Origin of the sequence: Accumulibacter sp. (assembly GCF_016789985.1) — a bacterium.
Classification (GTDB): domain Bacteria; phylum Pseudomonadota; class Gammaproteobacteria; order Burkholderiales; family Rhodocyclaceae; genus Accumulibacter.
Genome location: NZ_JAEUOL010000110.1, coordinates 1 through 13,990 on the forward strand (window position 1 = coordinate 1; position 13,990 = coordinate 13,990).

15 protein-coding genes are annotated in these 13,990 nt (G+C 63.7%); 13 read left to right on the top strand and 2 right to left on the bottom strand.

Annotated elements, in window-relative coordinates; genetic code table 11:
• A partial coding sequence (locus tag JNK99_RS06515) for a CNNM domain-containing protein (protein WP_291850362.1) occupies positions 1-510 on the bottom strand: 510 nt, incomplete at its 3' end.
• Positions 511-803: 293 nt separating this feature from the next.
• Between JNK99_RS06515 and hisG the strand changes: the two genes are divergently transcribed.
• Both hisG and hisD read left to right on the top strand, forming a co-directional pair.
• Positions 804-1,448 (top strand): ATP phosphoribosyltransferase, encoded by a 645-nt coding sequence (hisG, locus tag JNK99_RS06520; RefSeq protein ID WP_291850366.1) that lies wholly within the window; start codon positions 804-806, stop codon positions 1,446-1,448.
• Entirely contained in the window at positions 1,445-2,761 is a 1,317-nt protein-coding gene (gene hisD / locus JNK99_RS06525; RefSeq protein WP_291850369.1) for a histidinol dehydrogenase, read from the top strand. Before hisG ends, hisD begins: the two co-directional genes overlap by 4 nt.
• Positions 2,762-2,851: 90 nt before the next feature.
• Here the strand turns inward: hisD and JNK99_RS06530 are convergent, their stop codons facing one another.
• The gene (locus JNK99_RS06530) at positions 2,852-3,784 is read right to left on the bottom strand and encodes a response regulator (RefSeq protein ID WP_291850372.1); all 933 of its coding nucleotides are present in this window, start codon (positions 3,782-3,784) and stop codon (positions 2,852-2,854) included.
• A gap of 506 nt (positions 3,785-4,290) precedes the next feature.
• Here JNK99_RS06530 and ribBA point away from each other — a divergent pair.
• The 11 genes from ribBA to rpoN all read left to right on the top strand — a co-directional run.
• Complete coding sequence (gene ribBA / locus JNK99_RS06535) at positions 4,291-5,424, top strand: bifunctional 3,4-dihydroxy-2-butanone-4-phosphate synthase/GTP cyclohydrolase II (RefSeq protein ID WP_291850375.1); 1,134 nt, start codon at positions 4,291-4,293, stop codon at positions 5,422-5,424.
• Positions 5,424-5,939, top strand: a complete 516-nt coding sequence (gene ribH, locus JNK99_RS06540; RefSeq protein WP_291850378.1) for a 6,7-dimethyl-8-ribityllumazine synthase — start codon at positions 5,424-5,426, stop codon at positions 5,937-5,939. Before ribBA ends, ribH begins: the two co-directional genes overlap by 1 nt.
• Positions 5,939-6,430, top strand: a complete 492-nt coding sequence (gene nusB / locus JNK99_RS06545; protein WP_291850381.1) for a transcription antitermination factor NusB — start codon at positions 5,939-5,941, stop codon at positions 6,428-6,430. The genes ribH and nusB overlap by 1 nt, the downstream gene beginning before the upstream one ends.
• A 43-nt stretch (positions 6,431-6,473) precedes the next feature.
• Positions 6,474-7,427 carry a thiamine-phosphate kinase gene (thiL, locus tag JNK99_RS06550; protein WP_291850384.1) on the top strand — a complete coding sequence of 318 codons (954 nt, stop codon included), beginning with the start codon at positions 6,474-6,476 and terminating at the stop codon, positions 7,425-7,427.
• Positions 7,420-7,905, top strand: coding sequence for a phosphatidylglycerophosphatase A (locus tag JNK99_RS06555; RefSeq protein ID WP_291850387.1), 486 nt, complete (start codon positions 7,420-7,422; stop codon positions 7,903-7,905). The genes thiL and JNK99_RS06555 overlap by 8 nt, the downstream gene beginning before the upstream one ends.
• Positions 7,902-8,411, top strand: coding sequence for a CinA family protein (locus tag JNK99_RS06560; RefSeq protein ID WP_291850390.1), 510 nt, complete (start codon positions 7,902-7,904; stop codon positions 8,409-8,411). The genes JNK99_RS06555 and JNK99_RS06560 overlap by 4 nt, the downstream gene beginning before the upstream one ends.
• A gap of 212 nt (positions 8,412-8,623) precedes the next feature.
• Complete coding sequence (locus tag JNK99_RS06565; protein WP_291850393.1) at positions 8,624-10,330, top strand: hypothetical protein; 1,707 nt, start codon at positions 8,624-8,626, stop codon at positions 10,328-10,330.
• Positions 10,331-10,464: 134 nt separating this feature from the next.
• Complete coding sequence (gene recA, locus JNK99_RS06570; RefSeq protein ID WP_291850395.1) at positions 10,465-11,481, top strand: recombinase RecA; 1,017 nt, start codon at positions 10,465-10,467, stop codon at positions 11,479-11,481.
• Positions 11,482-11,491: 10 nt separating this feature from the next.
• The gene (gene recX, locus JNK99_RS06575) at positions 11,492-11,941 is read left to right on the top strand and encodes a recombination regulator RecX (protein WP_291850398.1); all 450 of its coding nucleotides are present in this window, start codon (positions 11,492-11,494) and stop codon (positions 11,939-11,941) included.
• A 2-nt stretch (positions 11,942-11,943) separates the two neighbouring features.
• Positions 11,944-12,678 carry an LPS export ABC transporter ATP-binding protein gene (gene lptB, locus JNK99_RS06580; RefSeq protein ID WP_291850400.1) on the top strand — a complete coding sequence of 245 codons (735 nt, stop codon included), beginning with the start codon at positions 11,944-11,946 and terminating at the stop codon, positions 12,676-12,678.
• An 81-nt stretch (positions 12,679-12,759) separates the two neighbouring features.
• On the top strand, positions 12,760-13,990 hold a 1,231-nt coding region (gene rpoN, locus JNK99_RS06585; protein ID WP_291850403.1), incomplete at its 3' end, for an RNA polymerase factor sigma-54.

Below are 13,990 nucleotides of genomic sequence, written 5' to 3' on the forward strand. Positions count from 1 at the left end.
CGACATCTTCATGACGTAGATCAGGGGTCTGAAGGTGAGATACAGCAGGTTGATCGACCCGCCGACGGCCATGCTCAGTTGCTCGGCCTTGTGAAAGGCCAGCACCTTGGGAGCGAGTTCTCCGGCGACCACGTGCAGAAAGGAGATCACGATGAAGGCGAAGACGTACGACACGGTGTGCGCTGCCTTGAGCAGCGCCGGGCTATCGCCGAACAAGGCGAAAATCGCGACGAAACCGGAGTCGGTCAGATTACTGACCGTCTCCATGCCGACCGCGCCGAGACCGAGCGAGACCAGGGTGATGCCGACCTGGGTGACCGAGTAGAAGCGCTCCGGCTCGTTGTGCAGCATCTCGACCCGGGCCGCCCGCTTGTCGCCATCCTCGGCCAGTTGCCGGATGCGGCTACGACGAGCCGACGAGATGGCGATCTCGGAGCCCACGAAGAACGCGTTGCCGGCGATAAACACCAGGATCAATACCAGGTTCAAGTAAAGCGTCATGTGTTCCATCGGAATCCCCTCCATGGTCTGCCGAAGCTGAACAATTTTCCTGCCTCATCTGCCTGTCCAGGCACGCACCCGGGTCGGCAGTGGTCGGACCGTTCGCTCCGCATGATTATGTCTGTTGCGTGCCTTTTCCCCAGGCCCGCCTCGTGGAGGCTGAATAATACGCTATTCATGCCCAAATCCTGCGTTCCTAAAGCAGCCTGGCTGACCGGCCCGGACGGCGGCAGCGCTGCCGCGCCGGCACCGGTGACGGCCCGCTGCGGTAGAATGCGGGCTTTGTCGCGCTGGGGAAACAGGTGAACGGCATCACGATCGCCCTGTCGAAGGGCCGCATCTTCGAAGAAACCTTGCCGCTTCTGGCGGCCGCCGGAATCCAACCGCAGGAGAACCCGGAGACGTCTCGTCGACTGATTCTCCCGACCAATCGGGAGAACGTGCGTGTGGTCATCGTGCGCGCCACCGACACCCCGACCTACGTCCAATACGGTGCCGCCGACCTGGGCGTTGCCGGCAAGGACGTACTGCTCGAGCACGGCAGCGAGGGTCTGTACCAGCCAATCGACCTGAACATCGCCAGGTGCCGGATGATGGTTGCCGTCCCCGCCGGGTTCGACTACCAGAACGCCGTACGGCAGGGTGCGCGCCTCAAGGTGGCGACCAAGTACCTCAACATCGCCCGCGAACACTTTGCCGCCAAGGGTGTCCATGTCGACCTGATCAAGCTCTACGGCTCGATGGAACTGGCGCCACTGGCCGGCCTCGCTGACGCCATCGTCGACCTGGTATCGACCGGCAGCACCTTGCAAGCCAACAATCTGGTGGCCTGCGAGCACATCATGGACATCTCGTCACGTCTGATCGTCAACCAGGCGGCGCTCAAACTGAAGCGCGAGACACTGACACCCATTCTCGAAGCGATTTCCGGAGTAATCGGTCGATGATTCGCATCAGGCACCTGGCCAGCACCGACGGCGATTTCAACCAGCGTCTGGACGCCTTGCTGGCCTTCGAAGCAGCTCAGGACGAGTCCGTCGAACGCACGGTGGCTGCCATCCTCGCCGACGTCAAGATACGGGGCGACGTGGCCGTGGTCGAGTACACCCGTCGCTTCGACGGCCTGAGCGTCGAGTCGATGAACGCACTCGAACTGTCGCGGAACTCGTTGCAGCAGGCACTTGCCGGACTGCCACCAAACCAGCGCGCGGCACTCGAAGCAGCGACTCGGCGCGTGCGCGCCTACCACGAGCGGCAGACGCTGCAGAGCTGGCAATACGAAGACGAGGATGAAGGAACATGCGGCACGCTGCTCGGGCAGAAAGTGACACCGCTCGACCGCGTCGGACTCTATGTACCCGGCGGCAAGGCGTCCTACCCCTCATCCGTGCTGATGAACGCAATTCCCGCGCGTGTCGCCGGAGTTGGCGAACTGATCATGGTCGTGCCCACACCGGCCGGCGAACAGAACCCGCTGGTCCTCGCCGCTGCGGCACTGGCAGGGGTCGACCGCGTGTTTACCATCGGCGGGGCGCAGGCAGTGGCCGCGCTCGCCTATGGCACCGACACCATTCCCCAGGTTGACAAGATCGTCGGCCCGGGCAACGCCTACGTCGCCGCCGCCAAACGCCACGTCTTCGGCGTCGTCGGCATCGACATGGTCGCCGGCCCATCGGAAATACTCGTCATCTGCGACGGTCATACCGACCCGGACTGGGTGGCGATGGATCTCTTCTCGCAGGCCGAGCACGACGAACTGGCGCAGTCGATCCTGATCTGTCCGGACGCCACCTACCTCGAACGCGTCGCCGCCGCGCTCGATCGACTGCTGCCCACCATGCCACGCCAGCAGGTCATCCGTGCCGCCCTGGAGAACCGCGGGGCATTGATCAAGGTGCGCGATCTCGACGAAGCCTGCCTGATCGCCAACCGGATAGCGCCGGAGCACCTCGAGTTGTCGCTGGCCGATGCCGAGGTCTGGGTCGACAAGATCCGCCACGCTGGCGCAATCTTCATCGGCCGCCACACGTCGGAGTCGCTCGGCGACTACTGCGCCGGCCCCAACCACGTCCTGCCGACCTCCGGCAGTGCACGCTTCTCTTCCCCGCTCGGTGTATACGACTTCCAGAAGAGAAGCAGCCTGATCCGCGTCTCGCAGATCGGCTCGAAAACGCTCGGGCGCATCGCAGCCACCCTGGCTCATGGTGAAGGCTTGCCGGCGCATGCGCGCTCGGCGGAGTATCGGATCGAGGAAGACTGACGCAGACCGGCCAAGCCGTCACCAGGCAGAGCGCAGCAGCCGTCACACCCAAAGCGACGGCAACCAGCGGATCCAATGCCGCCTGCAGGCTCAAACGCCAGCCCGACTGCCCGCAAGCTGCTGAATGTAGTCGATCAACTGTGCTTCCGGGTAAGGCTTGCCAAGCACCCTGTTGACCCCGGCGGCCGACGCCTCGGCGCGCAACTGGTCGCTGTCCGACGTCACCATGATGATCGGGACATGGGCGGTACGCGGATTGCCGCGTAGCTGCCGGGTCAGTTCCAGGCCGTTCAGTCCTGGCATGTCCACGTCGGTCACCAGCACGTCGGGAATGGCCTGGGCAATCAGTCGCGCCGCATCATCGCCGTCTTCGGCCATGACCACCTGGTAACGATGCGCAACCAGCAGTCGACCGGTCTTGACCCGCACCACCTTCGAGTCGTCGGCCACCATCACCACCGTCTCTTCCGGTGCCTTGATCGCGGAGGCAAGCACAGGTGCCACCGCTGCCGCTGCACGGCGCCTTGCTTCCTCGGCCTGCCGTTCGGTCTCCCGCGCGATCGCAGCCTCTACGGCTTGGCGCTCCTCCTCCTCCTGGCGCAGCGCTTCCTCTACGGCGAGTCGATCAGTCTCACGCAGCGCGGCCTCTTCCGCAGCCCGCCGCTGTGCCTCGCGGCGAGCGGCCTCCGCGGTCGCCCGGCGTTCGGCTTCACGACGTGCCGCTGCCTCGGCCGCCAGACGCTCGGCTTCACGACGTGCCGCTGCCTCGGCCGCCAGACGCTCGGCTTCACGACGCGCCGCTGCCTCGGCCGCCAGACGCTCGGCTTCACGACGTACCGCTGCCTCGGCCGCCAGACGCTCGGCTTCGTGACGCGCCGCCTCCTCGGCCGCCAGACGCTCGGCTGCACGCTCCTCCACCTGCCGATCTGCCGACAGACTGCCGGGACGGCGGGCAGCCAAGACTCGCCACAGGAGAATGGCCACGACAACGCCGGCTGCAATCAACAGCAAACTTTCATTCATTGTCATTGAAGGTACCCTTGCACTGACGTTCACGAACAATCATCGGAACCTGCCAACGCCCACCCTGGCCCGACCCGCCCACCAGCCGAGGGAGCAGCTCCCGCCCTATCGGCATGATAAAACGAAAAACTGCGCGCTTGGGCGGTCGTCAGCAGCAAACTCGGCGACAAGGAGGCTGCTGCTGTCTGCGCTGCGGGCTGCGCCGAACAGGTGCGCCGATCGCAGAAGTGCCCGTGCCGGGAGCGTACCTGGGCCACTCGTCCGGCTCGCTCGGGGCGATTCCCGGCCCGTGGCCGGTCTTTCATGATTCGCCTGCTGGCCAACCGTAACCGTACATGGCGACAAGAAGCGTAAACTGAGAGAATCGCGGACTGGGAAACGATTCGCCAACACTTTCGGCTGTCCGGTGGCATACAGACCGGCCGAACGAGCAGCGAATCCCGACAAACATGCTGTTCGCACGTTCGCCCGCAGAAGCGCAGCGATCTGTTGCGAAGGAGGTATCGATGGCACCACAAAGCACTTCTGCCGCTGTCTCGCCGATCGAGGAGATCATCGTCGAAATGCGCGCTGGGCGCATGGTGGTCCTGGTGGACGAGGAGGACCGCGAAAACGAAGGCGACCTGATCCTGGCCGCCGAGCATGTCACCGCCGAGGCAATCAACTTCATGGCCCGCTTCGGCCGCGGCCTGATCTGCCTCACGCTGACCGAAGCACGCTGCCAGCAGCTCGGCCTGACACAGATGGCGCGCGACAACAAGAGCCCTTACAGCACGGCCTTCACCGTCTCGATCGAGGCCGCCGCCGGGGTAACCACCGGCATCTCGGCGCAGGATCGCGCGCTGACCATCAAGACCGCGGTGGCCAGGAACGCGCACCCGGAGGACATCGTACAACCTGGCCACGTCTTCCCGATCATGGCCAGGACCGGCGGCGTGCTGGTGCGTGCCGGCCACACCGAGGCCGGCTGCGATCTGGCGCTGCTGGCAGGCCTCGAGCCGGCATCGGTCATCTGCGAAATTCTCAAGGAAGATGGCAGCATGGCGCGCCTCGGCGACCTGGTCGACTTTGCCCGCGAGCACAGCCTCAAGATTGGCACCATCGCTGATCTGATTCATTACCGGAGTCGGCACGAAACACTCGTCGAACGCACCCTGTCGAAAACCGTGCAGTCGGCCTACGGCGAATTCATCCTGCACGCCTATACCGACTGCACCTCCAACGAGGTACATCTCGTGCTGACCAAAGGCGACATTCGCCCGGACAGGGAAACGCTGGTCCGTGTCCACGAACCGCTTTCGGTGGTCGACTTCCTGGATCCCGGCGGAGGTCGGCACACCTTTCCGTTGAGCGTCGCCCAGGCGACCCTGGCCCGCGTGGACGCTGGCGTCATCGTGTTGCTGCATCGCCCCGAAAGTGGCCAGGATCTGCTCGCCATCCTGCGCGAACCGGCGGCGACGAGACGCCCGGCCACCCGCTGGGACCCGCGCATCTACGGCATCGGCGCCCAGATCCTGCGCGACCTCGGGGTGGGCAGGATGAAACTCCTCGCCAGCCCGCGCCGCATGCCGAGCATGACCGGTTTCGATCTCGAAGTGACCGGCCACATTGCCACGCAAGAAGACCTCGAAAGACTCTAATGGGCACCCCGAAAAGATTGGCAACCACTCCTCGCGCCGCCAACGGCACGAACATCCACGAGTACGAGGTGTCGCTTCATGGCACCGGATTGGCCATTGGCATCGTCATGAGCCGCTTCAACCAGGACATCGGCGAAGGTCTGCTCAGCGCGTGCATCGACGAGCTCAAGCGCCTCGGCGTCGGCGAGGACGAGCTTGCGATTGCCACCGTTCCAGGCGCCCTGGAAGTGCCCCTGGTGCTGCAAACCATGGCACGCAGCGGTCGTTTCGATGCGCTGATCGCGCTCGGCGCGGTGATCCGGGGCGAGACTTATCACTTCGAGATCGTCGCCAACGACTCCTGTCGGGCGCTGATGGAGGTTCAACTCGCCAGCCAGATACCGATCGCCAATGGCATCCTGACCTGCGAGGACGATGACCAGGCCCTCGTCCGCATGCACCGGAAGGGGTCGGACTGCGCCCAGGCAGCGATCGAAATGGCCAACCTGCTGCGCGCCATCCGGGAGACCACGTGATGACCCGACAGCCACAAAAAACGGACGGCAAACCGGCGACATCGAGTTCGCCACGACGACGCGCCCGCGAATTCGTCCTGCAGGGGCTCTACCAGTGGCAGGTGAGCGGCAACGACGAAGCGGCGGTCGAAGCACATATCAGGGATAGCGAAGGCTTCGACCAGGCGGACCGGGAATTCTTCGCCGGACTGCTGCGCGGCGTCCTCGCACAGCGCAGCATGCTCGAGGGCCAGTTGCAGGATTGCCTCGACCGTCCCTTCGCTGAACTCTCACCGATCGAGGCCTGTGTCCTGCTGGCTGGCGCCTTCGAGTTGAGCAGCCATCCGCAAACGCCCTATCGGGTGATCATCAACGAATCGATCGAGCTGGCCAAGGGTTATGGCGGAACCGACGGTCACAAGTATGTGAATGGCGTACTCGACAAACTGGCCGTCAGGCTGCGGCCGGCCGAGGTCGCAGCCAAGCGCGCCGCACGCGACAAGGAGCGTTGAGCGGTCCGGCCCATCCGCCTGACAGGCACAACCAGCAACGGCGATGCCCAGCGAATTCGAACTGATCCGACGCTATTTCAGCCGCCCGACACCGCGCAGCGTGCTCGGTCCGGGTGATGATTGCGCCCTGCTCACCCCGGCACCGGGCATGGAACTCGCGATCACCACCGACATGCTGGTCGAAGGCACGCATTTCCTGCCCGACACCGACCCGGAACAGCTTGGCTGGAAGGTCCTGGCGGTCAATCTCTCCGATCTGGCGGCGATGGGCGCCCGACCGCGCTGGGCACTGCTCGCCGGCAGCTTGCCGACGGCCTGTGAGTCGTGGATCGGCAGCTTTGCCGAAGGACTCTTTGCTTGCGCCACTCGCTACGCGGTCGATGTGGTTGGCGGCGACACGACACGCGGCCCACGCAACCTTTGTCTGACGGCGCTCGGCGAGGTCCCCGCCGGCGCCGCGTTGCGCCGTGACCGGGCCCTGCCCGGCGACGATCTCTGGTTGTCGGGCCAACCCGGTCTGGCCACGCTGGGCCTCGCCCACCTGCAGGGCCGGACGCAGCTGCCGGAGGCGCTCACCGAAGAGTGCCTTGCCGCCCTGCAGCGCCCGATGCCGCGCGTCGAGCTGGGACTGCGCCTGCGTGGCCTGGCACATGCCGCGATCGACATATCCGATGGCCTGTTCGCCGACCTCGGCCATATCCTGGAGCGTTCCGGCGTCGGTGCCGAAGTTTTCCTGACGGAATTACCGCCCCTGCCATCCGGGGTTGACCCACGGCTCGCCCGGCAATGCCAGCTGGCCGGCGGAGACGACTACGAACTGCTGTTCTCTGCAGCGCCTGGTCGGCGCGCGGAGCTCTCGGCACTTGCCAACGAGCTCCGCCTACCACTCTGGCGCTGTGGCCGCATCGTTGCAACGCCAAGCCGCCAGCCGGCCTTGCTCGACGCCAACGGGCGACCAATGAACGTCGTCAGCCGAGGATTCGATCACTTTGCCTAGCCCGCCCTCGATTCACTTCCTGCTCTCCCATCCGGCCCATCTGATCGCCTGCGGTTTTGGCAGCGGTCTCTCACCGCGCGCACCGGGCACTGTTGGCACGCTCTTCGCGTGGGCTTCCTTCCCGCTGCTCGGACGCTGGATGAACGAAGCGGAGGTCCTCGGCTTCCTGCTGCTTGCTTTCATTGGCGGGGCGCTGGCGGTACACAAGACCGGGCTCGATCTCGGGGTCATCGATCACGGCAGCATCGTGTGGGACGAAATCGTTCCGTTCTGGCTGGTCCTGCTCTTTTGCCCGTCACACTGGCTCTGGCAAACCGCGGCCTTCAGCCTGTTCCGCTTTTTCGACATCGTCAAACCGCAACCGGCGCACTACTTCGATGAACAGGTGAAGAACGGTCTGGGGGTGATGTGCGATGACCTGGTTGCGGCGGGCTATACCCTGCTGGTCCTCGCGGTCCTGCGCTTCATCCTGCCATGAGTGACTTCGACCAGACCGCGCTCGAGGAACTTGCCGCGGCGGTCGGGCGCCTGCTGCTGGCAAGTGGCGAACGGCTGGCGACCGCGGAATCCTGCACCGGTGGCTGGCTTGGCCAGTGCATCACCGCCGTGGCCGGCAGTTCCCGGTGGTACGACCGCGGTTTCATCACCTATTCGAACGAGGCCAAGAGCGAACTCCTCGGCGTCAGCCCTGGCATCCTCGCGGCTCACGGCGCGGTGAGTGAAGCAACGGCGGCAGCCATGGCAGTCGGCGCACTGGCGCACAGCCGTGCTGCATGGGCGCTGGCGATCACCGGTATCGCGGGCCCGACAGGGGGCTCGCCGGATCGACCCGTCGGCACCGTCTGCTTCGCCTGGGCCGGTCCGGATGAACAACTGAGCACGGCCACCCGTCGTTTCGCAGGCCAGCGCGAGGCGGTACGCGCGCAGTCGGTCGCTCACGCCCTCGCCGGACTCCTCGAACGTGCGGGGTCCCGTCCAGCCTGACCAGCGTGCCACTCCTCGGGGCAGGCATGCCAGCCGTGGCCGGCCGTTGTACAGGCAATTTCGGCCAAGCTCTGTCGCATTGTAATAACATGAGCAACTCGAACGCGCCTGACTTGTGGCCAATGCACTGCGGAACCATCAATTTTCCCGTTCTTGTGGTTGTTTGTTCACTCCTGCCGGTCACCCTGTGGTCTGCCGGGGATGCACGGGCCATGGGTCTGGGGCGAATGAACGTGTTGTCGAATCTCGGTTCGCCTTTCGAGGCCGAGGTTCAACTGCTTGATGCCTCCGACAACAAGCAGCCGGGAGCCGAATGCTTCCGTCTTGGCCAGAGCGGTGAGGCGGATCTGCCGACACTCAAACGGGGTCGCCTCACCGTCGTGGCGCGCGACGGCGGCTTTCGCCTGCGCATCGTCTCCGAACAGGCCATCGACGAACCGCTGCTGCAGGTCAACCTGCGCGTCGGTTGCGGCAGCGAAGTAGCCCGCAATTACGTCCTGCTGATCGACCCGCCGACCCATCGGGCTTCGCCCAAAGCGGTCGAACTGCCGGTAGCGCGCCGCGAAGAGTTCCAGGAATCGCTGTCGCGCCCGCTACCGAGGCCCGAGCGCAGGATCGCTGCCGAGCAGCGTGCAACGCCAGGCGAGCGCTTCCTTGCACCCCTCGCGCCGCCACTCGAAGTGGCCCGCACAAGCCGGGCGCCAAGTACGGGAACCACGGACCGCAAGGTCGCCACGGGCAAGGCGGGCGACCGCCTGCTCATTTCGGGCGACAACGATAAACCGCAGCGGTCTGGCGAGTTGCCCTTGCGTCTGAGCACCAGGCTATCGACCGAACTGATCGGCAAGACCAGCGAGCACCAGCGAGCGATGCTGCGCATCGAGTACCAGTTGTTGGGCACTCTGCATACCCAGGCGGCGCAACAACTGGCAGTGGCGGAACAGGTTCGCCGGCTCGAAGCAATGCTCCGCGAAGTGCAGCAGAAGAGCGAAGCCCAGGGCGTCCCGACGAGACAGGCGTCGCCCGCGGTCGCCACGACCACCACCACTCGTCCCGCTCCAGCGCAGGCGATCGACCATCCAGTCAAACCACCGGTGACGGCCACCGCTTCTGCATCGCCCAACCTCGAGGCAAGCGACTGGTGGCTCGAGCTAGGCCTGCTGGCAGCGCTGATTGCCGGTTTGAGCTGGTTCCTGCGCCGCCGCTCCGGCGAGGCGCACAACCGGCCAGCAATGATCTCCCCGGCAGAAGAGCCGGCCGATTCCGGCCAGTTATCCCGCTGGGAGCTGCACACCGGCACCCGAGACACCGACAGTCGGCTAGCCAGCGCCGAGAGTGAGCTGAAAACCGACAACCTGCTGGCCCATGACGGCGTCAGCAGCGATGCGGACGTCTTTGCGGGCCGACCGGTCGACGACGAGGCGACTGCCGTCCTCGAACTCGCCGAAATCATGCTCTCGTTTGGACGCAGCAAGGGAGCCCAGCAGGCCCTGGAAGAATTCATCACACAGCAACCAACGGCGGCTGTGACTCCCTGGCTGAAGTTGCTCGAGGTTTACCGGCAGAGCGACCAGCGGGCGGCTTTCGAGGCCCTCGGACTGAAGCTCACCGGTCATTTCAACGTCGCCCCGCCCGACTGGCAAACGACAGAAGAGACTGCGCCTCCTGCTTTCCAGAGTGCTGACCAGACAACCCTGCCGGTTGAACAGCTGGTGGCCCGCCTGCCGAGCGTTGGCAGAATGGCCCATATCAGGAACGAACTGGTGCGCACCTGGGATTCTCCGGATTGCCTCACTTATCTGAACACCTTGTTGCGTGACAACCGCAATGGCGAACGCAAGGGTTTCCCCCTCGCCGCGGTACGCGAACTGCTGCTCCTGATCGACATCCAGGAAGGCCGGCAAACACCCCGGACCTGAAACAACGGATTGACCAGCAGCCCGGACTTCATTACTGTATTTAATTTCAGTACATTGGTCAAACCGGGGCTGGCATGCTCGGCGTGGTCGAACGTGGGATAATTCCCCTTAAACAAACAAGAGGACAGGCGAGAATGGACGACAACAAGTCGAAGGCACTGGCTGCGGCCTTGGCCCAGATCGAGAAACAGTTTGGCAAAGGTTCGATCATGCGGATGGGCGAAGGGAGCGTGGTAAACGACATTCCGGTGGTTTCAACCGGCTCGCTCGGGCTCGATATCGCGCTGGGCATAGGTGGCCTGCCACGCGGCCGGGTGGTCGAGATCTATGGTCCGGAGTCGTCGGGCAAGACCACCCTGACCTTGCAGGTCATCGCCGAGATGCAGAAACTGGGCGGCACGGCGGCCTTCATCGATGCCGAACACGCACTCGATCCGGGCTATGCCCAGAAACTTGGCGTCAACCTCGACGAGTTGCTGATCTCCCAGCCGGACACTGGCGAGCAGGCTCTGGAAATCGCCGACATGCTGGTCCGCTCGGCGAGTGTCGATGTCGTGGTGATCGATTCGGTGGCCGCACTCGTCCCCAAGGCAGAGATCGAAGGCGATATGGGCGATTCCCTGCCCGGACTGCAAGCGCGCCTGATGAGTCAGGCGCTGCGCAAGCTGACCGCCAATATCAATCGCACCAACACTCTCGTCATCTTCATCAACCAGATCCGGATGAAAATCGGCGTCATGTTCGGCAGCCCGGAAACCACTACCGGCGGCAATGCCCTCAAGTTCTACGCCTCGGTGCGGCTCGACATCCGTCGCATCGGCAGCATCAAGAAGGGTGACGAAGTGGTCGGCAACGAAACCCGCGTCAAGGTGGTGAAGAACAAGGTTGCACCGCCTTTCCGGGAAGCGATCTTCGACATTCTCTACGGCGAGGGAACCTCGCGCGAGGGGGAGATCATCGAACTCGGCGTGTTGCACAAACTGGTCGACAAGTCAGGATCCTGGTACGCCTACAATGGCGAGAAGATCGGACAGGGCAAGGACAATGCACGCGAGTATCTCAGGAGCAAGCCACAGATTGCCCAGGAAATCGAGGCCCGCATCCGTGCCGCGGTCAACGTACCCTCCCCAGCGGCACTCGCTGGCGGCTAGAGCACTTTCAATGCCAGACGCATTGCGCGAATGTGCCCTGCGCCTCCTCGCCCGTCGAGAACACAGCCGGCAGGAACTGTCGGACAAACTGGCAAGCCTGGCCGAGGATGCGGAGCAACTTGCGGCGCTGCTCGACGACCTGACGGAAAAGGATCTGCTCTCCGACCAACGTTACGCAGACATGCGCCTCAAGACGCGTGCGGCACGCTTCGGTGACGCACGCCTGACCCATGAACTGCGCACCAAGGGGATTGCCGACGAAGTGGTCGGTACGGTCATCAAGGATGGCACCGACGAACTGACCCGCGCCCGCCGTGTCTGGCAACGCCGCTTCGGCGAGCAGGCGACGGCCGCCGATGACTTTGCCGAGCGTGCCAGGCAGGCACGCTTCCTGGCTGGCCGCGGCTTTTCCGGCGAGACCATCCGGCGCCTGCTGCGCACCACTCCTGAAGACGATTGAACATGACCGAAAAGCACAGCAACCTGGTTACCCAACGCCTCAACAAGCGCTACAAATCGCGCACCGTCGTCCATGACGTTTCGTTTGACGTGGCCAGTGGTGAAGTCGTCGGCCTGCTCGGCCCCAACGGCGCCGGCAAGACGACGTGCTTCTACATGGTGGTTGGTCTGGTAGCCTGCAATGGTGGCGAAGTTCGCCTCGACGGCGTGGACATGACGCATCTGCCAATCCACAAGCGTGCCCGACTTGGTCTGTCGTATCTGCCGCAGGAGGCTTCCGTCTTCCGCAAGCTCACGGTCAGCGAAAACATCAAGGCGGTGCTTGAACTGCAGCAACTCTCAGCCGTCGAGATCGATGAACGTACCAAAAGCCTGCTCGAGGAGTTACACATCAGCCACCTGCGGACGAGCCCGGCAACCTCGCTGTCGGGTGGTGAACGGCGACGCGTCGAAATCGCCCGCGCGCTGGCCACCAGCCCACGTTTCATTCTGCTCGATGAACCCTTCGCCGGTGTGGACCCGATCGCCGTGCTCGATATCCAGCGCATCATCCGCTTTCTCAAGGAACGCGGCATCGGGGTCCTGATCACCGACCACAATGTCCGCGAAACACTGGGCATCTGTGACCACGCCTACATCATCAATGAGGGCAGTGTCCTTGCCGCTGGTCGCCCGGACGAAATCATTTATAATGAAAACGTTCGCAAGGTGTATCTGGGTGAGAACTTCCGCCTCTGAACCTGACGGCCCTTCAGCGATAATTCGAGAACCAGACGTGCAGTTTCCCATGCCGATGCGGTGGCTCACCCGGTTCCGTACATGAAACCATCCCTCCAGCTAAAACTCTCCCAGCATCTTGCGTTGACCCCCCAGTTGCAACAGTCCATTCGTCTGCTGCAACTGTCGACGCTCGAACTCGAACATGAGCTCGAGAAGTTTCTGCAGGAGAACCCGCTGCTCGAAAGGGCAGAGGAGTACCCGATCCCCGCAGCTCCGCTCAGCGAACACGGCGACAATGAGGCACCGCAGGGCGAGCCGGCGGACGAACCGGGCACGCAGTCGGCCGCCGATGAGGACGACAACTGGCTCGACGACCAGGTCGGATCGGTTGGCTCATCAGGCTCCTTTGACGACGACGACGATGGCGAGAACGACTATCAGGACGTACAGGCGGCCACCGTTTCGCTGCGTGACCACCTGTTGTGGCAGCTTGCCCTGACCTCGATCTCCGAACGTGACCGGGCTCTGGTAAGCTGTCTGATCGAAGCGCTGGACGACGATGGCTACCTTACCCAGTCGCTCGACGAGATCGTCGAAACCATGCCGGCCGAACTCGAAATCGACCTGGAAGATCTGCAGATCGCGCTCAGGTACCTGCAGCACCTTGACCCGACCGGTGTCGGCGCGCGCAGCGCGCAGGAATGCCTGACCTTGCAGTTGGCGAACTTGCCGCCTGACCCGACCTGCACGCTGGCACGGGAAATCGTGCAGCAACATCTGGAACTGCTGGCCAACCACGATTTTCCTCGCCTCAAGAAACTGACTGGTTGTGACGACGATGCTCTGCGCGCCGCCCATCTCCTGATTTGCCGCCTCAATCCACGTCCAGGCGCCGCCTACGCCGCCCCCGATACGCGCTACATACCACCCGACGTGGTGGTGCGGAAAGTACGCGGCCAGTGGCTGGCAAGCGTGAACGCCGACGCTTTCCCGCGTTTGCGCATCAACAGTCTGTATGCGCAAATCCTCTCCCGACAACGCTGCTCCGGGCTCGCGGTCCAATTGCAGGAAGCACGCTGGCTGATCAGGAACGTGCAGCAACGTTTTGACACGATCCTGCGGGTGGCGCAGGCTATCGTGGAACGGCAGCGGCAGTTTCTTGATCACGGTGAAGTCGCCATGCGACCGCTGGTACTGAGAGAGATTGCCGAGATCCTGGGACTGCACGAATCGACCATATCGCGAGTCACCACCCAGAAGTACATGGCGACTCCGCGCGGCATTTTCGAGTTGAAGTATTTTTTTGGCAGCCACGTCAGCACGGAAGCTG

What these genes read in the sequence shown, in the direction of transcription:
- hisD (WP_291850369.1), top strand. Translation starts at nt 1,445, where the DNA reads ATGATTCGCATCAGGCACCTGGCCAGCACCGACGGCGATTTCAACCAG.
- JNK99_RS06530 (WP_291850372.1), bottom strand. Translation starts at nt 3,784, where the DNA reads ATGAATGAAAGTTTGCTGTTGATTGCAGCCGGCGTTGTCGTGGCCATT.
- ribBA (WP_291850375.1), top strand. Translation starts at nt 4,291, where the DNA reads ATGGCACCACAAAGCACTTCTGCCGCTGTCTCGCCGATCGAGGAGATC.
- ribH (WP_291850378.1), top strand. Translation starts at nt 5,424, where the DNA reads ATGGGCACCCCGAAAAGATTGGCAACCACTCCTCGCGCCGCCAACGGC.
- nusB (WP_291850381.1), top strand. Translation starts at nt 5,939, where the DNA reads ATGACCCGACAGCCACAAAAAACGGACGGCAAACCGGCGACATCGAGT.
- thiL (WP_291850384.1), top strand. Translation starts at nt 6,474, where the DNA reads ATGCCCAGCGAATTCGAACTGATCCGACGCTATTTCAGCCGCCCGACA.
- JNK99_RS06560 (WP_291850390.1), top strand. Translation starts at nt 7,902, where the DNA reads ATGAGTGACTTCGACCAGACCGCGCTCGAGGAACTTGCCGCGGCGGTC.
- JNK99_RS06565 (WP_291850393.1), top strand. Translation starts at nt 8,624, where the DNA reads ATGGGTCTGGGGCGAATGAACGTGTTGTCGAATCTCGGTTCGCCTTTC.
- recA (WP_291850395.1), top strand. Translation starts at nt 10,465, where the DNA reads ATGGACGACAACAAGTCGAAGGCACTGGCTGCGGCCTTGGCCCAGATC.
- recX (WP_291850398.1), top strand. Translation starts at nt 11,492, where the DNA reads ATGCCAGACGCATTGCGCGAATGTGCCCTGCGCCTCCTCGCCCGTCGA.
- lptB (WP_291850400.1), top strand. Translation starts at nt 11,944, where the DNA reads ATGACCGAAAAGCACAGCAACCTGGTTACCCAACGCCTCAACAAGCGC.